Source organism: Knoellia flava TL1 (genome assembly GCF_000768675.1).
GTDB lineage: Bacteria > Actinomycetota > Actinomycetes > Actinomycetales > Dermatophilaceae > Knoellia > Knoellia flava.
Genome location: NZ_AVPI01000045.1, coordinates 139,142 through 161,665, shown reverse-complemented (window position 1 = coordinate 161,665; position 22,524 = coordinate 139,142). Strand labels below are relative to the sequence as shown.

Sequence of the window (22,524 nt, the reverse complement as noted above, 5' to 3'; positions counted from 1 at the left end):
CGACTGGTCGCCCTTCCCCTGGTACTTCTGAGCCGTCTCGTCCAGCGGCGCGGCCGCGAACGCTGTGCGGCGCCGAGCGAGCCAGAAGTGACCGGGCGAGCCAGCCACGGCTGACTCGTCCGCCAACGTCTGCATCGGTCGCCGACGGCGTGCCCGACACCGGGCTGTTACCGGTCCGGAGGTGACCCGACACCGTGCCGATGTCCCCTGACACCGACGGTCCCGACGAGCGGGACCGACGACGAAGGGAACGGGACCATGCGACCGACCACCACACCGCTGACAGCCGTCGCCGCACTCCTCGCACTCGCAGCGCTCACCGCCTGCTCCGACGGCCCGGTCGACGCGGCGACGGCCGCCGACACCACGCCGAGCCCACGCCGCAGCTCGAGCCCCAGCGTCACCGCCGCCCCGGACTACACGCTCGTCCAGGAGACGCACCTCGACGGGCCCGGTCGTTGGGCGCTGCCCGCGGTCGGAGCCGCCAAGGCACCCCTCGCGGTCTTCACCGTCCCGGCCGGCTACCAGGCACGCTCCGACTACATCTGGACCCACGACGAGGCCGGTCTCGAGGACTTCCCGGGGCAGGTGCTGTACCGGTCGCCGACGCGGGTCTTCTCCGACCCGTGCGACACCGCGGCACCCACGCAGGCCCTCGGGCCGAGCGTCCAGGACCTCGTCCACGCCCTGACTGCGCAGCAGCGCACCACCACGACGCGCCCCGTCGCCGTCACCCTCGGCGGCCACAAAGGGCTCTACGTCGAGCTGACCTCGGACGCCGGAGTGGACTTCGCGCGCTGCGGGTCCGGCGACGGGATGTCGCTCTGGGACTCCGGCGGTGGCGACACAGCGCGAGTCCTCGAGGTGGCGGCGACCGACCGCTACTGGATCCTCGACGTCGAGGGCTCGCGCGTCGTCGTCACCGCGACGACCCCCTCGGCAGCCACCGGCGCATCGGTCAAGCGCGTCACCGACGTCGCCATGTCGGTCACCTTCGTCAGGCCCTAGCCCTGGCCGCCGATGTCGACCTCGTAGGCCTCGTAGATGAGGTCGGCGCCACGCTGGCGGTGCCGGATGATCCGACCGACGAGCTCGGTGGCCGCCTCCCGGTGTGCCGCAACGGCGTCCGGGCTACGGAGGCCCTCGTCGCGTTCCCCGAGGAGTCGCTGCACGACCTCGATGAAGTCGAGGTGGTCCTCCATCTGGAGCTTCGCGAGCGAGGCCAGCCGCGGCGCCCGCGCCACCGCGCCGGCGTAGAGACCACCGGGCTCCTCGGTGATCGCGCGGTGGTCGCGCAGGTCGTGCTCGAGCTCGGTGAGGGCGGCCCGCACCCGGCGCCGCCACAGCGGGCCGAGCCCGATCGGCAGGGCCAGCGCGGCGTCGAGGGCCGCCATCGACTCCCCGAGCTCGGCCCGGTGGGCGCGAACCCGATCGAGGTATGCCGCGAACTCGGGGTCCATGCGCCCATCATCCTCACGCTGCACCCGCCTGCCTAGAGTTGTCCCATGAGGATCGAGCCGCTCGCCGTCCCACCCGGCGCGGCCGCCCTCGACCTCCTCCCCCGCTTGGCACTCGCCCTCGAGGGCGGTCACCCCATCGCCCCGTATGCCGTCGGCTCACCTCCCCCGGACCTCGCACCGCACTCTGATGCGGACCTTCCGGTCGACCTCGCCGTCGTCATCGGCACGTCCGGCTCGACCGGCGTCCCGAAGCGAGCCCTGCTCACGGCCGCCAACCTCCGCAGCAGCATCGACGCGACGGCGGCCCGACTCGGCGGGCACGGGCAGTGGCTGCTCACGGTGCCCGCCCACCACATCGCCGGCCTGCAGGTGCTGCTCCGCTCGGTCGTCGCCGGCACGACCCCCGACGTCCTCGACCCGGCCTCCGGATTCACCGCTTCCACCTGGACCGCCGCCGTCGACGCGATGACGCCGACCGACCAGCCGACCGTGGTGTCACTCGTCCCGACCCAGCTGAGCCGCCTGCTCGCCGACGACGCCGCCACCGATCGGCTCGCCCGGTTCAGCGCGGTCCTCGTCGGCGGTGCGGCCACCCACCCCGACCTGCTCGTGCGCGCCGGGGAGGCCGGCGTCACCGCCGTGACGACCTACGGCATGAGCGAGACCGCGGGCGGCTGCGTCTATGACGGCCGCCCGCTCGACGGGACGTCGGTCGAGCTCGACCCCGACGGCCGCATCTCCCTCGTCGGCCCCACCGTCGCCGCCGGCTACCTCGGCGACCCCGACCGCACCCGCGACGCCTTCCCCCGCCCGAAGACCTTCCGCACCGACGACGTCGGGCACCTCGACGGCGACGGACGCCTCCACGTCGACGGACGGGTCGACGACCTCGTCAACACCGGCGGCCTCAAGGTCGCACCGAGACTCGTCGAGGAGGCTGTCGCGCGTCTCGACGGCATCCGCGAGGCCGTCGCCGTCGGCGTCCCCGACCCGGAGTGGGGCGAGGTGCTCGCCGTCGCCGTCGTGACGACACCCGGCTCCGCGGCGCCCACGGTGGGCGGGCTGCGCGAGCAGCTCCGCGGCATACTCGCCGACGCCGCCCTGCCCCGAGCGGTCCGGGAGGTCGACGCCATCCCCGCGCGGGGCCCCGGCAAGCCCGACCGGGCGGCCATCCGGGAGCTCTTCACGACCGTGGGAGAATGAGGACGTGCTCCGCTTCCTGCCCTTCCTCATCGCTCTGGCGCTGTCGATCTACTGCGTCGTCGACTGCGTCCAGACCGACGAGAGCCGGGTGCGGGGCCTGCCCAAGCTCATCTGGGTGTTCGTCATCCTGCTCTTCCCGTTCGCCGGGTCGGTCGCGTGGCTGCTCGCCGGGCGCCCCAAGGCGAGCCCGCCGCCACCGCGCCGGCCGATGCCGCGCGGCCCGGACGACGACCCCGACTTCCTCAAAGGACTCTAGGCACCACCCCTCATGGCCACACTCGGACAGTGGGTCGCCGGCGCGCGCCCCCGCACCCTCTTCGCTGCCATCGCCCCGGTCGTCATCGGGACGGCCGCGGCCGCGCAGCACTCGGACCCCGACTACGGGATCGCGCTCCTCGCGGCCGTCGTCGCCCTCGCCCTCCAGGTCGGCGTCAACTACGCCAACGACTACTCCGACGGCATCCGTGGCACCGACGACTCGCGCGTCGGCCCGGTGCGGCTCGTCGGCCAGAGGCTGGCCCGGCCCGAGAGCGTGAAGATGGCCGCTTTCCTCACCTTCGGGTTCGCCGCGGTCGCCGGCCTCGCCCTCGTCGCCCTCTCCGAGGCGTGGCTGCTGCTGCCTCTCGGCATCCTGTCGATCGTCGCCGGCTGGAAGTACACCGGGGGCGAGAACCCCTACGGCTACATGGGTCTCGGCGAGGTCTTCGTCTTCGTCTTCTTCGGCCTCGTCGCGACCCTCGGCACGCTCTACGCGCAGGTCGGCACGATCACGTGGTTCGGCGTCGCGGCGGCCGTCGGCGTCGGCGCGATCGCCTCGGCGATCCTCGTCATCAACAACCTGCGCGACATCCCCACCGACTCGCAGACCGGCAAGCACACGCTCGCCGTGCGGCTCGGGGACGCGGGCACCCGCCGCTTCTGGCTCGCGCTCGTCGTCGTGAGCATCCTCATGGTCGGCGTCATGGCGATCTGGGACCCCTTCGCGCTGCTCGGCCTGCTCTCGATCGCCGCCATCTGGCGCGCCGTACAGGTCGTCATGCACGGCGCCGAGGGTCGCCGGCTCGTGCCCGTCCTCGGCTCCACGGGCAAGTACGAGCTCGTGTATGCCGTGACGGTCTTCGCGGGCATCCTCACCTCCCGCGCCCTCGGCTGACCCGAAACCTCGTGTGTCCAGCAGGACGAGGGTCCTAGGCCGCACGCGGCAGGACATAACGCTCCACTGCCCGTGCGACCTGGGCCATGAAGAGGTCAGGCCGCAGTCGCAGCCCGAGCACGGGGAGTCGCAGCACCGGCGTCCCGTCGAGGACGACCTCGTTGGCGCGGAACGCATCATCCATCGGGTTGAGCCCGGCGAAGTGGTGTCCGCCGTCGATCTCGACGACCAGGCCCTCCCACTCGACGTCGAGGTAGACGCGGCCGCTGGGTGACGAGCGCACGCTCTGCCGCACAGGTGGGGGCAGCCCGCGCGCCCGGCACAACCTCGTGAAGTCCAGCTCGCCGAGCGAGTGCGCACCGTCGCACACGTCCGCAATGACCGAGCCGATGAGCGCCCGTCGTGGTGACCGAGCGATCAAGGCCCAAGCGCTCACGACGGACTCAGGCCGCACGAGTCGCTGTTGCACCGGCAAGCAGATGAGCAGAGCCGCCTGACGGTCCGTCCGGGCCCACTGGGCGGCCCGGACGAGGGCATGCTCGGGTCGGGTGCGCGGGAGGCCTGAGCCCACGACCGGGCCGACCTCACGCCGTTCGTGCGTGGTGACACCCTCCACGCGGCGCTTCGTCGACCCCTTCGGGAGCGCCACGTCGATCGTGGACGGGGCGAACCCGACCATGCCCTGCGCCACGAGTGCGGCGGCTCCGTCGAGCACCGCACCCCATCCGCTCTCCCACACGGCGGTCCACAGGTCTGCCCGCGCGGAGGTCTCGACGGACAGGACCCGGATGGTGTGGCGGCCCCTGCTGGCCCAGCGCCCTGCCTCGAGCTCTGCCCTCACGTCATGCCGTGTCACACCCATCCGGCGCAGGTCGGCGCGGTGCACGACGCCGTCATGATCGGCTGCCAACGCGGCAGCTGCCTGACGTCGTCGCTCAGCGTTGGTCCTGACCCGCATGCCGTTGAGCCTCGCGGACCATGTCGTGGGGGCACCACGTGCATCCGCTTCGTCTGTGGACGGTCAGGCGGACTTCCTCGCGCTGTGGACGACCGTCTGCCGGCCTGTGTCCAGCAGTGCGCGGGCTCTACCCCACCCCTGGCAGGACACAGGAGCGAGCTCGAGGACCACCCTGCAGGGTCAGCGGAAGTCGGAGTCGCTGCCGCCCTCGTCGACGTCACCGGCCGGGCGACGCAGCTCGGCGTCCTCCACGGCCTCGTCGCTGCGAGCAGCCTTCTCGCGCTTGCGCTCCACCCGCCGGTCGACGCGCTCGGCGATGTCGGCCGACGCCTGCTGACGGAACGGCTTGAGCACGACCGCCGAGATGACGAGCGAGGCGACGGCGGCGATGACGACCGCGAGCAGCTGCTCCTCACGGTCCCGCAGGCCGAGGAGCCAGGTGAGGGCGAGGCAGCCGACGAAGATCAGCGTGCGCAGGATGAGGTAGCGGACCATCGACATGGGTTCAGAGCCCCGAGTAGGAGTGCTGGCCGACGAAGTAGACGTTGACGACGGCGTAGTTGACGATGATGCAGACGAACCCCGCGACGGCCACCCACGTGGCCGACTGGCGGCGCCAGCCCCGGGTCACCCGGGCGTGCAGGTAGGCCGCGTAGACGACCCAGATGATGAACGTCCACACCTCCTTGGGGTCCCAGTTCCAGTAGGACCCCCATGCCTGGCGCGCCCAGATGGCGCCGGCGATGAGGGTGAAGGTCCACAGCGGGAACGCGACGATGTGCAGCCCGTAGGTCAGCCGCTCGAGCGTCCGCCCCGCCGGCAGGGCGCGGAGCACACCGCGGTCGGCGCCGAACCGGTCCTGCGCGAGGTAGAGCAGCGCGACGACGAACCCGACGGCGAAGAGCCCGACCGAGATCGTCGCGACGGTGACGTGGATGACGAGCCAGACGCTTTTGAGCGACGGCATGAGCTCGGCGGCCTCGGTGTACCAGACCGTGTTGGCGAGCCCGAGGAGGATGAGCACGGGCGCGACGACGAAGAGCCCGAGCCACTTGAGGTCGCGGCGCATGCCCCACGCGACGAAGACGACCATCGTGAAGAGCGCCGACGCCACGCCGAACTCGAACATGTTGCCCAGCGGCCAGCGCTGCACCGACGCCCCACGCAGACTCGCCGAGACGAGGAGCAGCAGCGTGCCGAGGATGGCGAGCGTCTGGGCGACGCCGCCGGCCTTGCGGGCGCGCACCGGCACACCGGTCCCGTCGGCCTCCGACGCCGCAGCCGACGCACCGCCGGACCCGGCACCCGACGCACCCACGCCACCGGCAGCGACGAGCTCGCGCTCCCGCGCCCCCTCCGCGGACTCGGCCCGCGCCTCACGCGCCGGGAGCAGCCCGGCGAGGTACGCGGCATAGGCGAGCATCGAGAGGGTGAGGACCGCCATGGCGGAGTAGAGGCTGAGGTTCGCGTAGGTCGCGAGGTTCTCGTTGGTCACGATCGTTCCTTCAGTCGGGTGAGGACGTCCTCGAGCTGCTCGCCCATGCCCTCGTCGTCGTCCTTGGCCAGGCCGCCGATGCTCACCACGGTACGGCCCTGCTCGTCCGCCGGTGAAACCCGCACGAACACCCGTCGCCTGCGGATGGTGAGCGACAGGATGAGCCCGAGCAGGGCCACGAGCGAGGAGACGAGCGTGAGCTCCTTGCCGGGGTCGTTGCGCACCGAGATGCCCGCGAACCGCTGCACGCCGTCGAAGGTGATCGACCCCTGTCCGCCCGGCAGCGTGTACGTCTGCCCGGGGGTGAGCCAGATGCGCAGGAGGTCGGTGCCCTCCTTGTTCTCGAGCTGGGTCATCTCGGCGGTGTCGAGCGAGTAGACCGACTGCGGCCGCCCGCCCGGGAAGAGCGTCCCCTCGAAGGCCGACAGCGCGAGCGCCGGCTCGAGCGCGTCGGGGAAGACCGAGCGCGGGCCCTGGTCGTCGAGGACCGCCGTCGGCAGGAAGAGCCCGGCGAAGCCCAGCTGCTTGCCCTCGGGCCCGGCGCCGGCGACCTTGACCGCGCCGACGGAGGTGTAGTTGTTGTCCTGGGCGAGGAACGGCGTCGCGTCGGAGTAGGTGACGTTGCCCTGCGCGTCCTTGACGGTGATCTTCGGCGCGTAGCCGTTGCCGAGGAGGAAGGCCGTGCCGCCGCCGGTCTCGAGGGGGCCGTTGACCCGGATGACCTTCTTCTCCACCTTCGCGCCGGGAGACTTCGTGAAGTCGACGTATGCCGTGAAGTCCCGGGGCGAGCCGAACTGCCCCTTGCCCTGGACGTCGGTCTCGAACTCCGCGTCGAAGCGCGTGAGCGTCATCTGGAACGGCTCGAAGTCGGCGGGGTCAACGAGCGGGCCGGTGCTCAGCGTGTCGTAGCGGGCGGCGACGTTGGCCATCGACTCGCCGACGGGCAGGATGATGTCGGCCTTCCAGCCGAGCAGGTGGCCCCACGCCATGCCGACGATGACGCCGATGAGGGCGAGGTGGAAGGCGAGGTTGCCCGTCTCCTTGAGGTAGCCCTTCTCCGCGGAGACGGTCGTCGCGTCGTGCGAGTGCGTTCGGAAGCGGCCGGCCCGGAGGGCCCCGCGCACCTGCTCGAGCACCTCGTCGGGCGCGCCGTCGACGGTCACCGTGTCGTGCGCGGCGAGCCGTTCGAGGCGCTTGGGGGCGCGCGGCGGCTGGGACCGCATCGCCTTCCAGTGGACCTTGGAGCGCGGCAGGACGCAGCCGACGAGCGAGACGAAGAGGAGGAGGTAGATCGCGGCGAACCACGGCGACGCATAGACCTCGAAGAACCCGAGCCGGTCGAGCCACGGCCCGGCCGTCTCGTGCCGGGCGATCCAGTCGGCGGTCCGCACGGCGTCGATCGAGCGCTGCGGGAAGATCGAGCCGGGCAGGGCCGCCACCGCGAGCAGCAGCAGGAGGAAGAGCGCGGTCCGCATCGACGTGAGCTGCCGCCAGGCGAAGCGCAGCAGCCCCAGCGGCCCGAGGGTGGGCTGGGTGACGTCGTCGCGCTCGGTGCGCGGGTCGGTGGGCTGCGTCGACAGGCTCATCAGATCGCCACCTCGAACCCGTTGATGAGCTCGGTCTGGACCCAGCGCATGAGGTCCTCCCAGACACCGGTGACGAGCAGGACGCCGATGGCGACGAGGAAGCCCCCGCCGACGACCTGGACCACGCGGTGGTGCCGTCGGACGAAGCGCGAGACCCGCTCGAACCTCTCGATCCCGGCCGCCGCGAGGACGAACGGCAGTCCCAGACCGAAGGCGTATGCCGTCGCAAGCGTCACGGCGCGGCCCTGGCTCGGGTCGGTGACCGAGGCCGACATGGCCAGCACCGCGCCGAGCGTCGGGCTCGTGCACGGCGCCCAGCCGAGCGCGAACACCGCGCCGAGGACCGGCGCGCCGAGGAGGCCGGCCCGCGGACGCCAGGTCGGCCCGAACTGCCGCTGTGACCCCATCCCGAGGAAGACGAGCCCCATGAGGATGACGAGCACCCCGCCGACCCGCATGAGCAGCTCGCGGTGCTCGGTGAGCGACCGGCCGAGGGTGGCGACGAAGAGGAACATGAGGATGAACACGACGGCGAAGCCGAGGACGAAGAGCAGTGCCCCGAGCACCATCCGACCGCGTGAGCGCTGCTCGAGCGCGGTGTCGCTCAGCCCCGTGACGTAGCCGAGGAAGCCCGGCACGAGGGGCAGCACGCACGGCGAGGCGAAGGACACGAGGCCCGCGAGCGCGGCCACGAGGACGGCGAGGGGCAGCGCTCCGGAAGCGATCTGGTCGGACATCGGCGGCAGGAGATCAGGACTCGAGGACGTCGTCGATGAGGCCCTGCAGCGTCGCCGCCGACACGGCGCCGTTGGCGCGGGCGGCGACCCGGCCCTCCTTGTCGAGCACGAGCGTCGACGGCGGGCTCGTCGGGGCCTGCCGACCGAAGGCGAGGATGAGCACGCCGGACTCGTCGATGAGGCTCGGGTAGGTCATCTTCTGCGTCTTGACGAAGGCGGCGCCGCGCTGCGGGTCCTCGCGGAAGTCGATGCCCATGAACTGCACCGGCTTCCCGGCGGCCTGGACGTCGGTCCACACCTTCTCGAGGTCGGGGATCTCCTCGATGCACGGCGGGCACCACGACCCCCAGAGGTTGACGACGACGACCTGCTTGCCGCGCTCGCTGGTGCTCGACCACTGCCGGCCGTCGAGAGTCGTCCCCTCGAGGGTCACCGGGTCGAGCCGCTTCTCGGCCGGGATCTGCTCGATCGCGCCGTTGCCGGCGATGTAGCCCTTCTGGTCGCCCTTCTTGGCCTGCTCGGCGATCGAGTTCGGGTCCGACGAGCACGCACCGAGGGCGAGGAGGGAGGCCACGGAGGCGACGGCGAGGGCGCGACGGCGCCACCCGGCATACGGGGTCGGTCGAGGGGTCATGCACCTGCTCCGGAGTGGGCGAGCGGCAGCAGCGCGGCGGCCGGCTCGCTGTAGGCGAGGGACTCGAGGTCGTCCCCGCGGTAGGTGAGGGACGTCAGCGACGCGAGGGTGCACTGGCGCTTGCGGGGGTCGTGAACGAAGCGGCGGCCCTCGATCGCGAGGCGCAGCATCCAGATCGGCGCCTGGTGCGACACGATGACGGCCTCGTGGCCGCGCGCGCGGTCGCGGGCGTCGTCGACGGCGGCCTGCATGCGGCTCGCGAGGTCGGCGTAGGGCTCGCCCCACGACGGGCGCATCGGGTTGACCATGAGCCGCCACATCTTCGGGTCTCGGAAGATCCCCTTGCCCCCGGCGACGGCGCGTCCCTCGAAGGCGTTCTCGGCCTCGAGCGCACGCTCGTCGAGCTCGACCTCGAGCCCGTGCGCGGCCGCGATGGGCGCCGCCGTCTCGCGCGCGCGCTCGAGCGGGCTCGACACGATGTGGGTGACGTCGTGGTCGGCGAGGTGGCTCGCGACGAGGTCGGCCATCTGGCGGCCGAGCTCGGAGAGGTGGAACTCGGGGAGCCGGCCATAGAGGATGCGGTCGGGGTTGTCGACCTCGCCGTGCCGCACGAGGTGCACGACCGTTCGGTCGTCGTTCGGGGCGGGCGCGGTCATGCGTGGATTCTCTCAAACCAACCTGAGAGGTTCCTCAGGCCCCGGAGGCGGCGGCGCGGGCCGCTGCCGGAAGGGCATCGACGACCTGCGAGACGGCCTCGTCGTCGTGCGCACCGCTGACGAACCACGCCTCGAACGCGCTCGGGGGCAGGTGCACTCCCGACTCGAGCATCGAGTGGAAGAACCGCCCGTATGCCGTCGTGTCCTGGTCACGCGCCTCGTCGTAGTTCGTGACCGGCTGGTCGCGGAAGAAGACCGAGAACATCGAGCCGGCCCACTGGACGGTGTGTGCGACACCCTCGGCGGACAGCGCCGCGCTGGCGGCGTCGGCGATGGTGCGGGCGGTGGCCTCGAGGCGCGGGTAGAGGTCGTCGGTGCAGCCCTTGAGCGTCGCGAGGCCGGCGGCGGTGGCGACGGGGTTCCCGCTGAGCGTGCCTGCCTGGTAGACGGGTCCGGTCGGGGCGAGGTGGGCCATGACCTTGGCCGTCCCCCCGAAGGCCGCCGCCGGGAAGCCGCCACCCATGACCTTGCCGAAGGTGAAGAGGTCGGGTGCGCCACCGGCATACGGGCCCTCGAGGCCGTACCAGCCCGAGGGGCTGCAGCGGAAGCCCGTCATGACCTCGTCGGAGATGAGCAGGGCTCCGTGGATGCGGGTCACGCGGCGCAGCGCCTCGTTGAAGCCCGGCGCCGGCGGCACGACGCCCATGTTGCCCGCGGCGGCCTCGGTGATGACGGCGGCGATCTCGGAGCCGCGCGCGGCGAAGGTGGCCTCGAGGGTGGCGACGTCGTTGTAGGGCAGGACGATCGTGTCGGCCGTCATCTCGGCGGGGACACCGGCGGAGTCGGGCAGGGCGAGCGTGGCGACGCCGGAGCCCGCAGCGGCGAGGAGGGCGTCGACGTGGCCGTGGTAGCAGCCCGCGAACTTGACGATGACGGCACGGCCGGTGACGCCGCGGGCGAGGCGGACCGCGCTCATCGTCGCCTCGGTGCCCGACGACACGAGGCGCACCTGCTCGAGCGGCTCGACCCGGCGGACGATCTCCTCGGCGAGGAGCACCTCGTTCTCGCTCGGGGTGCCGAACGAGAAGCCCCTGGCGGCGGCGGTGCGGACGGCCTCGAGGACGTCGGGGTGTGCGTGCCCGAGGATCATCGGGCCCCACGAGCAGAGCAGGTCGACGTAGCGGCGACCGTCGGCGTCGGTGAGCCACGGCCCCTTCGCCTCCGCGACGAAGCGAGGGGTCCCGCCGACCGCCCGGAAGGCCCGCACCGGCGAGTTGACCCCTCCCGGGATGACGCGGGTCGCGCGCTCGAGCAGCGCGGCGGACGCGGGGGCGTCGGAGGAGGTGGACGTGGCGGGGGTGGGGCGGGACGTCATGACCCCATTGTCGCGTGCGCGGCGCCGTGCCCCGAACCCGCCGTCACCGCCCAGCCGGCGACGTGGACGTCGGTGACGGTCGGGCGACGTCGGTCAGGCGATCTCGTCCTCCGGCTGCACGCCCGGCACGAGGTGGGAGCGCACCTGCGAGAAGGCATCGCGAAGCACGCACAGCTGGTCGGGGGTGAGCAGGTCGATGAAGTGGTCCCTCACGGAGTGGACGTGGGTGGGGGCCGCGCTCTCGATGAGCCGGCGCCCGGCGGGCGTGAGCGCAAGGGCGACACCACGACCGTCCTCGGGGGTCGGCTCACGGCGGACCCAGCCGCGCGCCTCGAGCCGCTTGGCGGTGTGGGTCACCCGGCTGCGGCTCTGGACGACGAGGTCGGCGAGGACCGACATGCGCGCCCGGTCGCCCTCCTGCTCGGAGAGCATCGAGAGCAGCTCGTACTCGGGGAGGCTGATGTCGAAGCAGTGGAGGTCGCGGTCGAGGGCGACCTGGAGCTCGCGGTGCGCGCGAAGGTAGGCCCGCCACGCCTGCTGCTCGTCGTGAGAGAGCCAGCGAGTGCTCGTTCCCTGCTCCCCTGCCATGCCTCGCATGCTAGCGAATCACCTCACGCCTGCAGGCACGACCGGTCGGACCCGGTGTGACCCAGATCACAATGGCTTATCGAGAAGGTTGAAATATCTACTAATACGGTGCTGTTGGAAGGGCCTGAAAGGCATCACCCACCGTCGCAAGGAGATTCCCCATCATGACCGCCACCGCCAGCCAGCTCCAGATCCCCACCGGCACGTGGGCCGTCGACGCCGCCCACACCGAGGTGGGCTTCGTCGCCCGCCACCTCATGGTGAGCAAGGTCCGCGGCTACTTCAAGGACGTCGAGGGCACCGTTGAGGTCGCCGAGGACATCACCCAGTCCCGCGTCGACGTCACCGCGAAGATCGCCTCCGTCGAGACCGGCAGCGCCGACCGCGACGCCCACCTCAAGAGCGAGGACTTCTTCGACGCGGAGAAGTTCCCGACGATGCGCTTCGTCTCCACCTCCTTCGACGGCTCGACCCTCACCGGCGACCTCACCATCAAGGACGTCACCAAGTCCGTCGAGTTCGACGTCGACTTCGGTGGCGTGGGCCAGGACCCGTGGGGCAACACCAAGGCCGGCTTCGAGGCCACCGCGACCGTCAACCGCAAGGACTGGGGCCTCACCTGGAACGCCGCGGTCGAGGGCGGCGGCGTGCTCGTCTCCGACAAGATCACCATCAACATCGACGTGCAGCTCGCCAAGCAGGCCTGAGCGCACCTCGCACCGACAGCGCCCGCGCCGTCGACCTCCGGGTCGACCGCGCGGGCGCTGTCATGTGCACACCCTCCCCTTGCGTCCGCAACTCTGGGGGCCAGGCCGTCACCCTGCCGGACGTTGCGTATGCCGTCCCCACCGACCGCTTGCGTCCGCAACTCTGGTGGTCCTGCCGTCAGGTTGCCGGACGTTGTGTATGCCGTCCGCCCACCGACCGCTTGCGTCCGCAACTCTGGGGGCCAGGCCGTCACCCTGCCGGACGCAACGGGTCTCTAGAGGTGGGGCGCGACGTCGAGGGCGCTGTAGGTGAGGATCATCTGCGCGCCGGCCCGGCGGATGTGCATGAGCGACTCCATGACGGCCCGGTCGCCGTCGATCCAGCCGCGCTCGGCGGCCGCCTTGATCTGGGCGTACTCCCCCGAGATCTGGTAGGCCGCGACCGGCACCGGCGACACCTCGGCCGCCATCGCGATGACGTCGAGGTGCGGCTGGGCCGGCTTGACCATGACGATGTCGGCGCCCTCGGCGAGGTCGAGCTCGAGCTCGCGCAGCGACTCCCTCGCGTTGGCAGGGTCCTGCTGGTAGGTCGCCCGGTCCCCGACGAGCGAGGACTGCACCGCCTCGCGGAAGGGGCCGTAGAGCGCCGAGGTGTACTTCGCGGCATACGCGAGCAGGATCGTGTCGGTGAACCCCGCCTCGTCGAGCGCCTCGCGCACGAACCCGACCTGGCCGTCCATCATCCCGCTGAGGCCGAGCACGTGGGCACCGGCGCGGGCCTGGGCGAGCCCCATCGCGGCATAGCGCTCGAGCGTCGCGTCGTTGTCGACCCGGCCCTCGTCGTCGAGGACGCCGCAGTGGCCGTGGTCGGTGAACTCGTCGAGGCAGAGGTCGGCCATGACGACAAGGTCCTCACCGACGGCGTCACGCACGGCCCTCAGGGCGACGTTGAGGATGCCGTCCTCGGCATCGGCCCCCGAGCCGGTCGCGTCCTTCTCCAGCGGCACTCCGAAGAGCATGATCCCGCCGAGCCCGGCGTCGACGCAGCGCCGCGCCTCGGCGACGAGCGACTCGACCGTGTGCTGGACGACGCCCGGCATGGCCTCGATCGGCTGCGGCTCGTCGATGCCCTCGCGGACGAAGACCGGCAGCACGAGGTCCGCCGGGTGGAGGCGGTGCTCGGCCACGAGCCTGCGCACCGCCGGCGACTGGCGGAGGCGGCGCGGTCGCTGCGGCAGGACTGGGCTCACGCGCTCGCCCCGCTCACTTGGCGCGACGACGTGCGGTGGGCCGCTTCTGGCTCGGGCGCACCGTGGCCTCGCCGGCCTCGGCAGCCGTGAGCGCGAGCGAACGGCCGTGGTCGGCGAGCGCGTCGACGAGCTCCTCCGCGGACGGCTCCGGCGCGAGGACGTCGACGCGCAGGCCGCACTCCTCGGCCGTCTTGGCCGTGGCCGGGCCGATGCACGCGATGACCGTCGACGGGTGCGGCTTGCCGGCGATGCCGACGAGGTTGCGCACCGTCGAGCTCGACGTGAAGACGACCGCGTCGAAGCTCCCGCTCTTGATCGCGTCGCGGATCTCGGCCGCGGGCGGAGCCGCACGCACGGTCCTGTATGCCGTGACGTCGTCCACCTCCCAGCCCATCTCATGGAGCCCGGCGACGAGCGTCTCGGTGGCGATGTCCGCACGCGGGAGGAAGACCCGGTTGATCGGGTCGAGGAGCTCGTCGAAGGGCGGCCACTCCTCGAGCAGGCCCTTGGCCGACTGCTCGCCCTCGGGGACGAGGTCGGGGTTGATGCCCCAGTCGCGCAGTGCGTCGGCGGTCACGCCACCGACGGCGGCGACCTTGAGCCCGGCGAACGAGCGCGCGTCGAGCCCGAACTCCTCGAACTTCTCGCGGATCGCCTTGACTGCGTTGACCGAAGTGAAGCCGACCCATTCGTAGCGGCCGGTGACGAGCCCCTTGACGGCGCGCTCGATCTGCTGCGGCGTGCGCGGCGGCTCGACCGAGATCGTCGGGACGCTCGTGGCCTCGGCACCGTAGCGCTCGAGGCGGCGCATCATCGGACCGGCCTGGTCCTTGGTGCGCGGCACGAGGACGTTCCAGCCGAAGAGCGGCTTGGTCTCGAACCAGGAGAGGGTCTCGCGCAGGTTGACGTTGTCGCCGACGACGGCGAGGGCGGGGAACTGCATCGCCTTCGCGGCCTTGGCGACCTCGCCGAGGGTCGTGGCGACCGTCGCCTGCTGGACGGTGGTGCCGCGCTCGGTGATCGCGACTGGCGTGTCCTCGGAACGACCGGCGTCGCGCAGCGCCTCGAGCGTGCCGACGAGGGTGTCGGGCTGGCCGAGGACGACGACGGTGACCGACGGGTCGGTCGCGACCGAGACGTCCTTGATCTTCTGGCCCGCGGTGATGACGTGGAGGCCGCGCGAGCTCGACGTGGTGAGCGGCACGCCGGCGTAGGTCGGGACCGCGGTGACCGAGCTGACGCCGGGGACGACCTCGAAGGGCACGCCGGCCTTGACGCAGGCGGCGGCCTCCTCGGCGAGGCCGTTGAAGGTCGCCGGGTCCCCGTCCATGAGCCGCACGACGAGACCGCGCGGGTGCGCCTTGGCCGCCTTGACGACGAGCTTGGCGCGCGAGGCGTGGGTGAGCGGCTGGCCGTGCTCCCCGTGTCCGGCGTCGACGATGTCGACCTCGGGGCGCGCGTGGCGCTCCACGACCTGTTCGCGGGCGACCTGGTCGATGACGACGGCGTCCGCCTCGGCGAGGTACTCGAGGGCGCGCACCGTCATCAGCCCGGCGTCACCCGGACCGGCGCCGACGAAGGCGACGCGCGCGGGCGTGCGTGCGGGAGTGGTGGGTCGGTTCGAGCGGGTGGTGCTCACTGGTCACGCTCCGGGACGTTCGGTGTGGACGGTGGGACGGGGTGAGAGCGGGGCGAGGTCGGCGGCGCCGTCCTCGAGGAGGAGTCGGGCGAGGGCGCGGCCGAGCCCGTCGGCGTCGGCCGGGGAGCCGGCGGCCGAGCGGCGCACGTCGCCGGCTCCGTCGATGCTCGCGACGACCGCGCGCAGCGAGAGCTCGTCGCCGTCGTCGCCGAGGACGACCTCGGCGAGCGCCCCGATGGGTGCGGAGCAGCCGGCCTCGAGCTCGGCGAGGACCGCGCGCTCGGCGACGACGCACGCGCGGGTGTCGGCGTCGTCGAGGGCGGCGACCACGTCACGGGTGGCGGAGTCGTCGGCGCGGACCTCGACCGCGAGCGCGCCCTGGCCGGGCGCGGGAAGCATCTGGATGGGGTCGAGCACCTCGGTGACGACGTCCGCGCGACCGATCCGTCGCAGGCCGGCGTGCGCGAGCACGACCGCGTCGAGCTCGCCGCCGCTGACCTTGCCGAGCCTGGTCTCGACGTTGCCGCGCAGCTCGCGCAGCTCGAGCCCGAGGCCGAGCGCCTCGAGCTGTGCACGACGCCGCGGGGAGCCGGTGCCGACGGTCGAGCCGGCAGGAAGCTCGCCCAGGGTGAGGCCGTCGCGGGCGACGAGGGCGTCGCGCGGGTCCTCCCGCGAGGGGATGGCCGCGACGACGAGGTCGTCCTCGGGGGTGGTCGGCAGGTCCTTGAGGGAGTGCACCGCGAGGTCGACGGTGCCGTCGCGCAGCGCCTCGCGCAGGGCGGAGACGAAGACGCCGGTGCCGCCCATGCTCGCGAGGGGGGTCGTGCGGTCGCGGTCGCCCTCGGTCGTGATCTCGACGAGCTCGACGTCGTGCCCGAGGTCGCGCAGGCGGTCGGCGACCCATGAGGACTGCGTGGTCGCGAGGGTGGAGCGGCGGGTGCCGAGGCGCAGGGTCATCGCCCGACCTCCTCGTCGTCGGTGGCCGGGATGACCGGCGGCGTCGAGACGACCGACACCTCGCGCGGGTCGAGGTCGAACAGCTCGCTCAGGGCCTTGGCATAGCTGCCACCCTGCCCGTTCTGCGCCATCTCCTTGACCCGGACGGTGGGCGCGTGGAGGAGCTTCTCGACGATGCGGTGCACGGTGCGCTGGACCTCGGCGCGGTGGGCGTCGGCGAGGTCGGGGGTGCGCCGCTCGAGCCGGGCCATCTCATCGTCGACGACGGACTGTGCGCGCGACCGGAGGGCGGCGACTGTCGGGGCGACGGCCTCGGAGGAGCGCTCGGTGAGGAAGGCGGCGACCTCGCCGGTGACGATGTCGCGGGCCTCGCGGACCTGTGGGACGTCACCGGCGGAGCTGAGGGCCTCACCGAGCTCGGCGAGCCCGATGCGGGTCACGCCGTCGAGGTCGGCGACGGAGAGGTCGATGTCGTGGGGCAGAGCGAGGTCGACATAGAGCTGCGGGCGGCCGTCGCGCTCGGCGAGGGCAGCGGCGACGTCGTCCGAGGTGACGACGACACCGGTCGCGCCGGTGCTCGAGATGACGATGTCGGCGCCGGCCAGGGCCTCGGTGCGCTCGGCCCACGGTCGGGCGCTGCCACCGACACGCTCTGCGAGCCGCTCGGCGCGGGCGAGCCCGCGGTTGACGACGGTCACCGACGCGGCGCCGGCCTGGCTCACCGTGGTCGCCGCGAGGGCGCCCATGCCGCCCGCGCCGATGACGAGGACGTGGGCACCGTCGACCGGACCGACGGACCCGTCGGCCAGCCCAAGCCCGGCGCCGACGAGCGAGCGGCTCACGTCGTCGATGCCCGTCTCGGTGTGGACCCGCTTGCCGACCCGGAGGGCCTGCTGCAGAAGGGTGTTGAGCGCCGGACCGACGTGGCCGCGGCGCTGGGCGCGGGTCAGGGCCTCACGGAGCTGGCCGAGGATCTGCGCCTCCCCGACGGCCATCGAGTCCAGCCCGGCGGCCACCGAGAAGGCGTGCGCGATGCCGCGGTCCTCGTAGTGGACGTAGAGGTGGGGCTGGAGGTCGGCGAGCGGCACACCGGTCGCGGCGGCGAGCGCCTCGGAGACGTCGGTGAGCGCGCCGTGGAAGGTCAGCCCCTCGGCATAAACCTCGGTGCGGTTGCACGTCGAGACGACGACGGCCTCGACGACGTGCTCGGAGCCGACGATCGAGGCCTCGAGACGACCGCGAGCAGCAGGGTCGAGTGCGGCGGCCTCGAGAAGGCCGATGGGGGCGCCGTGGTGCGACAGCCCGAGGACGAGCAGGCTCACAACGCCACCTCTCCGACGTCGGCGGTCCGGCCGAGGTCGAGCTCACCGGTGCGGCGCTGCTCGTGGAAGGCGAGGATCTGCAGCTCGGTCGACATGTCGACCTTGCGGACCATGACGTCGTCCGGCACGTCGAGCACGCACGGCGCGAAGTTGAGGATCGACCGCACGCCGGCCTCGACCAGCCGGTCGGCGACGTCCTGCGCGGAGTCCGCGGGCGTGGCGATCACCCCGATGGCGAGCCGGTCGTCGCGGACGAGCGCGTCGAGGTCGCCCATGGGCCGGACCGTCCGGTCGCCCACAGGCGCGCCGACGATCGCCTCGTCGCGGTCGAGCAGCGCGATGACGTTGAAGCCGCGCGTCGTGAACCCGCTGTATGCCGCGAGCGCGCGGCCGAGGTTGCCCATCCCGACGATGGCCACCGGCCAGTCCTGGGTGAGCCCGAGCGCGGTCGAGATCTCGTAGGCGAGCCGGTCGACCTCGTAGCCGACGCCCCGCACGCCGTAGGAGCCGAGGTGGGAGAGGTCCTTGCGCAGCTTGGCCGAGCTGACACCGGCGGCGGCCGCGAGCTCCTCGGAGCTCACCGACGAGATGCCGCGCTCGGCGAGGTTCGTGAGGGCCTGGAGGTATCCGGGGAGTCGCGCCACGGACGCATCGGGGATACCCCGGCGGGCTGCGACGTCGGCGGACACGAGGCCTTCGACTCCTCTTCTTCACAGGTGGTGGTGCCCTGTCAGCGTACGCACTTGTGAAGGGATGCACAAAGTCACGAGCGGACCCCGAGACGGAGCACGGAGCGGGCTCTGGTACAAGCACCGTGCGTAACCGCTCCCGCACCCGACGCCCGCCCGTGCCTCCGCACCTGTGGGGGCCTGGGCGTCATCTCGCTGGACGCAAAGACCACCAGCCCCGTATGCCGTCCCTTGCGTCCGCGGGTGTGGTGGCCCAGCCGTCACCGTGCCGGACGCAAGACCCCCGTCAGTGGGGCGGCCGGGACAGCGCGTCGCGCAGCCGGTCGGGGTCGACCCTCCAGAAGTCGTGCTGCCGGCCGTCGACGAGCGTCACGGGAATCTCCTCGGCGTAGCGCGCCATCAGCTCGGGCTCCTCGAGGACCGAGCGCTCGACGAACGACTCCCCCAGCTCGGCGGTCACTGCCGCGACGACCGCCCGGGCGTCGTCGCACAGGTGGCACCCCGGCTTGCCGATGAGGGTGACGCGCGGCTGCGGGTCGGGGGCGGACGGCATACGGCGGCTCAGAAGAAGACGGACCGGCGCTGCATGAGCAGCGAGTAGAGGGTCTGCTGGATCGTCTCGCGCACCTGGTCGGTGAGGTCGAAGACGAGCATCGGGTCGTCGGCCGCGCCGGTGCCGTGGCTCGCCGTCTCGATCGGGGCGCCGAACTCGATGATCCACTTGCTCGGCAGCGGGATGAGCCCGAGCGGTCCGAGGAGCGGGAACGTCGGCGTGATCGGGGCGTAGGGCACGCCGAGCAGCCGCGCCACGGTCTTCATGTTGCCGATGATGGGGGCGATCTCCTCGGCGCCGACGACCGACGTCGGGATGATCGGCACGCCCGCCTTGAGCGCAGCCGAGACGAAGCCGCCGCGGCCGAAGCGCTGCAGCTTGTAGCGCTCCTTGAACGGCTTGCCGACGCCCTTGAAGCCCTCGGGGAAGACGCCGACGAGCTCGCCCTTGGCGAAGAGCCGGTCGACGTCGTCGCCGGTCGCGAGGGTCGAGCCGCCGCGGCGCGCGAACGACCCGATGACCGGGGTCTGGAAGACGAGGTCGGCGCCGAGCGCACGCATGACCCGGTGCTTCGGGTGCTCGTCGTGGATGGCCTGGGCGACCATGAGCGAGTCGATGGCGATGGTCCCGGAGTGGTTGCTCACGATGAGCGCGCCGCCCTCGTCGGGGATGTTCTCGAGCCCGCGGACCTCGACCCGGAACCAGTTCCGGTAGATCGGTCGGAGCATCGGGAAGATGACGTGCTCGGCGAAGTGCTCGTCGTAGCCGAACTCGTCGACCGAGTAGTCGCCCTCGAGGCGGCGCCGCACGAACGCGAGCGTCGCCGCGATGCGCCGCTCGATCTCCTCGGGCGAGATGCCGGCACCCTGGGCGGCCATGCGCATGGCCGCGATCGACGCGCTGAGCAGCTCCTCGATGCCGGGCACGGGCAGCGACATGTCGGTCTGCGTGGCCGTGGGGTCCGGCGACGCGGGTCGGGCCGGCTTCGGCTTCGGCTCGGGCACGGTCGCGACGCGCAGGTGTCGTCGTGCCGCCTCGTCCGCTGCGCGCTTGGCCCGCGGGCTCTGCGGTCGTATGCCGGCCTGCTTGGTCGCCTTGGCCGAGGCCTTCGCGCGGACCGTGGGGTGCGGACGGTGGGCCGATCGCCGGCCAGTCGGCGAGGTGGCCGAGGGGTTCGCCGCGGCCTGCGCGGCGGCGGCGGACTTCGCCGGTGTCGTGGGCTCGGGGACCGTGGACGACGTCGGGGTGGCCGTGGCGGGCGCTGCGGTCTCGACTGGGGGCGCCGAGAGCAGCGGGGTCGACCGGCGACGGGCGCGCTCGCCGGAGGCGCGGGCCGCGCCAGCAGCGACGGACGAGGTGCGACGGACCGGCGTCTTCGTGGTCGTCCCCTTCTTCTCCGTCGCCGGCGTCGCCTTCTTCGAGGTCGCAGACGGCTTCTTCGAGGTCGCAGACGGCTTCTTCGAGGACGCGGGCGCCTTCGGCGTCGTCGTGGCCTTCTCGGCCGCGGCCCTCTTCGCGGCCGACGCCTTCTTGGTGGCCGGCGCCTTCTTGGTGGCCGGCGCCTTCTTGGTGGCCGGCGCCTTCTTGGTGGCCGGCGCCTTCTTGGCAGCGGCCTTGGCCGCCGTCGGCTTCGTCGCCATCAGAGCCGACCTCCCGTTGCGCGACCGAGGACCTGTTGTGCCACACCGGCGAGGCCGCCGACGGCCCCCGTCACCGCGTCGAACGACGGCACGACCGGGGTGACGGTCCGGGCGAAGTCCTCGAAGGCGGCGCGCGTCGAGAACGTCGGGTTGAACCCGAAGGTCGTCCGCATCACCGTCGTGTCCATGCCGCGGCCGAACGCGAGGAACGACATCTGGTCGGGGCTGAAGTCGACGAGCCCGAACCGCTTGCCGAGGCCACCGAGCGGGCCCGCCGCGGCCATCGGGACCATGACGAACGGGCGGCGCGCGATCGCGGCCGCCTGCACCACGGTGAGGACGCCGTCGCCGGCGAGGTTGACGACCCCGGTCGTCGAGCCCGTCACGCCCCGCACAAGGGCCGCGATGGCGTCGTCCTCGTGGAAGAACTGCAGCCGCGCGTCGTAGCCGAACGGGATCGGGATGACCGGCAGGTTGAAGTAGTCGGTGATCGAGGTGCGGATCCGCGGACCGATGATGTTGGCGAACCGCAGGGTGAGGATCTCGGCGTCGGGTCGGCGGCGGGCGAACCCGCGCACGTAGCCCTCGACCTCGATCGAGTCCTTGCCGAAGCCGGACGACGGAAGCCGCTTGGCCGTCATCTCCTCGGTGAACATCGCCGGGTCGCGCGGCGTGGAGCCGTAGACCGCTGCGGTGGACTTCACGACGAGCCGCTTGACCGTCGACGCCTTCTGGCAGGCGGCGAGCAGCTGCATCGTGCCGATGACGTTGATCTCCTTCTGCGGGGTGCGCCCCCCGGCGAAGGTCGGTGTCGCGATGACGTTGGCGTGCACGACCGTGTCGACGTCACCCTGGGCGATGACCTTGCCGATCATCGGGTTGCGGATGTCCGCGCGCACGAACTCGGCCCCGCCGAGGTCGCGCGGCGGAGGGATGACGTCGACGCCGATGACCTTGTCGACGCCGGGGTCGGCCGCGAGCCGTCGGGCGAGGACGCCACCGATGTAGCGCGAGACCCCCGTCACGAGTACCACTTGGCCCACGGGTCCTGCCCTCCCTCGCGTCGACGTCGTCGTGCCCGACCCTACTTCGTCGTCACCGCGCGACGGCAGTGTTGTCCGGGAGAGCCCGATCACCCGGACCGGCGGCGCACGGCCACGGTCGTCGAAGGTGGACCCGCGCACGGAGGCGAGCGAACGGCATACGGGTCGAGGATGCAGAACGGCCCCCGCCGGAGGGCGAGGGCCGATCGATCGCGTCAGCGACGCGTCACTTCTTGTTGCGACGCTGGTGGCGGGTCTTGCGAAGCAGCTTGCGGTGCTTCTTCTTCGCCATGCGCTTGCGACGCTTCTTGATCACTGAACCCATGTGCAGTCCTTGCTGGTTGAGAGATGCGAACGACGGTGGACCAGCAGCTGCTGGTCGGCCTGCGCGGCCGACCGGCGCGCGTGTGTCAGGGGGCAACCCTACCGGCGCGGCGCCGAGCGCCCAAACGGGCCCGGACACGGGAAGGGCCGGACCAACGATGGTCCGGCCCTTCCCGTGGAGCTCGGCTCGTCAGGCGGTGCCCATGTAGGACTCCCGGAGGTACTTCTGCACCTCGTCCTCGGGAACCCTGAAGGACCGACCGACGCGGACAGCCGGAAGCTCACCTCCGTGGACCATGCGATAGACGGTCATCTTCGACACGCGCATGATCGAGGCGACCTCGGCGACGGTGAGAAACCGCACCTCGGCAAGACGTTCCTGGGACATGGCCACCTCAACTTCTGCACGCGCGCATCGCCGGCTTCCCCACCGGCGGTCATCTACGGGCGTGCAAGAAGCAACCATAGGGGCTGGTGTGACACTTGGGGAAGCGGTTGGAGGGATATCTTTGAGAAGTCCAGCCGACACGCTGCCCAGTGGGGAGATTTCCTCCA

At 72.0% G+C, this 22,524-nt stretch carries 25 protein-coding genes; 5 read left to right on the top strand and 20 right to left on the bottom strand.

Annotated elements, in window-relative coordinates:
- The first annotated feature begins 258 nt into the window (after positions 1-258).
- The gene (locus N798_RS13575; protein WP_035949223.1) at positions 259-1,008 is read left to right on the top strand and encodes a hypothetical protein; all 750 of its coding nucleotides are present in this window, start codon (positions 259-261) and stop codon (positions 1,006-1,008) included.
- On the opposite strand, the gene N798_RS13570 is transcribed toward N798_RS13575, so the two are convergent.
- The gene (locus N798_RS13570; RefSeq protein WP_035949221.1) at positions 1,005-1,460 is read right to left on the bottom strand and encodes a hypothetical protein; all 456 of its coding nucleotides are present in this window, start codon (positions 1,458-1,460) and stop codon (positions 1,005-1,007) included. The genes N798_RS13575 and N798_RS13570 overlap by 4 nt on opposite strands.
- 45 nt (positions 1,461-1,505) lie before the next feature.
- Between N798_RS13570 and menE the strand changes: the two genes are divergently transcribed.
- From menE to N798_RS13555, 3 genes are read left to right on the top strand one after another with little or no spacing between them, the layout of a single operon-like run.
- On the top strand, positions 1,506-2,663 hold the full coding sequence (gene menE / locus N798_RS13565; RefSeq protein WP_035949218.1) for an o-succinylbenzoate--CoA ligase: 1,158 nt from the start codon (positions 1,506-1,508) through the stop codon (positions 2,661-2,663).
- Between the two features lie 4 nt (positions 2,664-2,667).
- Positions 2,668-2,919, top strand: a complete 252-nt coding sequence (locus N798_RS13560; protein ID WP_035949216.1) for a PLDc N-terminal domain-containing protein — start codon at positions 2,668-2,670, stop codon at positions 2,917-2,919.
- Between the two features lie 12 nt (positions 2,920-2,931).
- Positions 2,932-3,816 carry a 1,4-dihydroxy-2-naphthoate polyprenyltransferase gene (locus N798_RS13555; RefSeq protein WP_035949215.1) on the top strand — a complete coding sequence of 295 codons (885 nt, stop codon included), beginning with the start codon at positions 2,932-2,934 and terminating at the stop codon, positions 3,814-3,816.
- Positions 3,817-3,850: 34 nt separating this feature from the next.
- Here N798_RS13555 and N798_RS13550 read toward each other — a convergent pair whose 3' ends face one another.
- From N798_RS13550 to N798_RS13510, 9 genes are all read right to left on the bottom strand, one after another.
- Positions 3,851-4,657, bottom strand: a complete 807-nt coding sequence (locus N798_RS13550; RefSeq protein WP_229708362.1) for an endonuclease domain-containing protein — start codon at positions 4,655-4,657, stop codon at positions 3,851-3,853.
- A gap of 297 nt (positions 4,658-4,954) precedes the next feature.
- Positions 4,955-5,275 (bottom strand): DUF4229 domain-containing protein, encoded by a 321-nt coding sequence (locus tag N798_RS13545; protein ID WP_052117349.1) that lies wholly within the window; start codon positions 5,273-5,275, stop codon positions 4,955-4,957.
- A 4-nt stretch (positions 5,276-5,279) separates the two neighbouring features.
- Positions 5,280-6,269: a c-type cytochrome biogenesis protein CcsB gene (gene ccsB / locus N798_RS13540; protein WP_035949212.1), complete on the bottom strand. Its 990-nt coding sequence runs from the start codon at positions 6,267-6,269 to the stop codon at positions 5,280-5,282.
- On the bottom strand, positions 6,266-7,855 hold the full coding sequence (resB, locus tag N798_RS13535) for a cytochrome c biogenesis protein ResB (protein WP_035949210.1): 1,590 nt from the start codon (positions 7,853-7,855) through the stop codon (positions 6,266-6,268). Before resB ends, ccsB begins: the two co-directional genes overlap by 4 nt.
- Positions 7,855-8,592, bottom strand: coding sequence for a cytochrome c biogenesis CcdA family protein (locus N798_RS13530; protein ID WP_035949208.1), 738 nt, complete (start codon positions 8,590-8,592; stop codon positions 7,855-7,857). Before N798_RS13530 ends, resB begins: the two co-directional genes overlap by 1 nt.
- Before the next feature lie 13 nt (positions 8,593-8,605).
- Positions 8,606-9,226, bottom strand: coding sequence for a TlpA family protein disulfide reductase (locus N798_RS13525; protein ID WP_035949206.1), 621 nt, complete (start codon positions 9,224-9,226; stop codon positions 8,606-8,608).
- A complete protein-coding gene (locus N798_RS13520) occupies positions 9,223-9,882 on the bottom strand; it encodes a histidine phosphatase family protein (protein WP_035949204.1) in 660 nt (219 codons plus the stop codon). Before N798_RS13520 ends, N798_RS13525 begins: the two co-directional genes overlap by 4 nt.
- A gap of 34 nt (positions 9,883-9,916) precedes the next feature.
- Complete coding sequence (gene hemL, locus N798_RS13515) at positions 9,917-11,257, bottom strand: glutamate-1-semialdehyde 2,1-aminomutase (RefSeq protein ID WP_035949202.1); 1,341 nt, start codon at positions 11,255-11,257, stop codon at positions 9,917-9,919.
- Between the two features lie 93 nt (positions 11,258-11,350).
- Entirely contained in the window at positions 11,351-11,845 is a 495-nt protein-coding gene (locus tag N798_RS13510; protein ID WP_035949200.1) for a MarR family winged helix-turn-helix transcriptional regulator, read from the bottom strand.
- 164 nt (positions 11,846-12,009) lie between these two features.
- Here N798_RS13510 and N798_RS13505 point away from each other — a divergent pair, with 164 nt between their 5' ends.
- Complete coding sequence (locus N798_RS13505) at positions 12,010-12,552, top strand: YceI family protein (RefSeq protein ID WP_035949199.1); 543 nt, start codon at positions 12,010-12,012, stop codon at positions 12,550-12,552.
- A gap of 275 nt (positions 12,553-12,827) precedes the next feature.
- Here N798_RS13505 and hemB read toward each other — a convergent pair whose 3' ends face one another.
- The 10 genes from hemB to N798_RS13460 form a co-directional block, all read right to left on the bottom strand.
- Positions 12,828-13,802, bottom strand: a complete 975-nt coding sequence (gene hemB / locus N798_RS13500; protein WP_229708366.1) for a porphobilinogen synthase — start codon at positions 13,800-13,802, stop codon at positions 12,828-12,830.
- A gap of 13 nt (positions 13,803-13,815) precedes the next feature.
- Positions 13,816-15,441: a bifunctional uroporphyrinogen-III C-methyltransferase/uroporphyrinogen-III synthase gene (locus N798_RS13495; protein ID WP_035949194.1), complete on the bottom strand. Its 1,626-nt coding sequence runs from the start codon at positions 15,439-15,441 to the stop codon at positions 13,816-13,818.
- Between the two features lie 3 nt (positions 15,442-15,444).
- Positions 15,445-16,398, bottom strand: a complete 954-nt coding sequence (gene hemC, locus N798_RS13490; RefSeq protein ID WP_035949192.1) for a hydroxymethylbilane synthase — start codon at positions 16,396-16,398, stop codon at positions 15,445-15,447.
- Positions 16,395-17,720, bottom strand: a complete 1,326-nt coding sequence (locus N798_RS13485; protein ID WP_035949190.1) for a glutamyl-tRNA reductase — start codon at positions 17,718-17,720, stop codon at positions 16,395-16,397. Before N798_RS13485 ends, hemC begins: the two co-directional genes overlap by 4 nt.
- A complete protein-coding gene (locus N798_RS13480; RefSeq protein WP_035949188.1) occupies positions 17,717-18,409 on the bottom strand; it encodes a redox-sensing transcriptional repressor Rex in 693 nt (230 codons plus the stop codon). Before N798_RS13480 ends, N798_RS13485 begins: the two co-directional genes overlap by 4 nt.
- 286 nt (positions 18,410-18,695) lie before the next feature.
- Positions 18,696-18,962: a glutaredoxin family protein gene (locus N798_RS13475; protein ID WP_035949187.1), complete on the bottom strand. Its 267-nt coding sequence runs from the start codon at positions 18,960-18,962 to the stop codon at positions 18,696-18,698.
- Positions 18,963-18,970: 8 nt separating this feature from the next.
- Positions 18,971-20,602 (bottom strand): lysophospholipid acyltransferase family protein, encoded by a 1,632-nt coding sequence (locus N798_RS18760; protein WP_229708367.1) that lies wholly within the window; start codon positions 20,600-20,602, stop codon positions 18,971-18,973.
- Positions 20,602-21,636, bottom strand: coding sequence for an NAD-dependent epimerase/dehydratase family protein (locus N798_RS13465; RefSeq protein WP_229708369.1), 1,035 nt, complete (start codon positions 21,634-21,636; stop codon positions 20,602-20,604). Before N798_RS13465 ends, N798_RS18760 begins: the two co-directional genes overlap by 1 nt.
- 235 nt (positions 21,637-21,871) lie before the next feature.
- Positions 21,872-21,970, bottom strand: a complete 99-nt coding sequence (locus N798_RS17870; RefSeq protein WP_003792170.1) for a 30S ribosomal protein bS22 — start codon at positions 21,968-21,970, stop codon at positions 21,872-21,874.
- Between the two features lie 189 nt (positions 21,971-22,159).
- Positions 22,160-22,357, bottom strand: a complete 198-nt coding sequence (locus tag N798_RS13460; protein WP_035913729.1) for a helix-turn-helix domain-containing protein — start codon at positions 22,355-22,357, stop codon at positions 22,160-22,162.
- Positions 22,358-22,524: the final 167 nt, after the last annotated feature.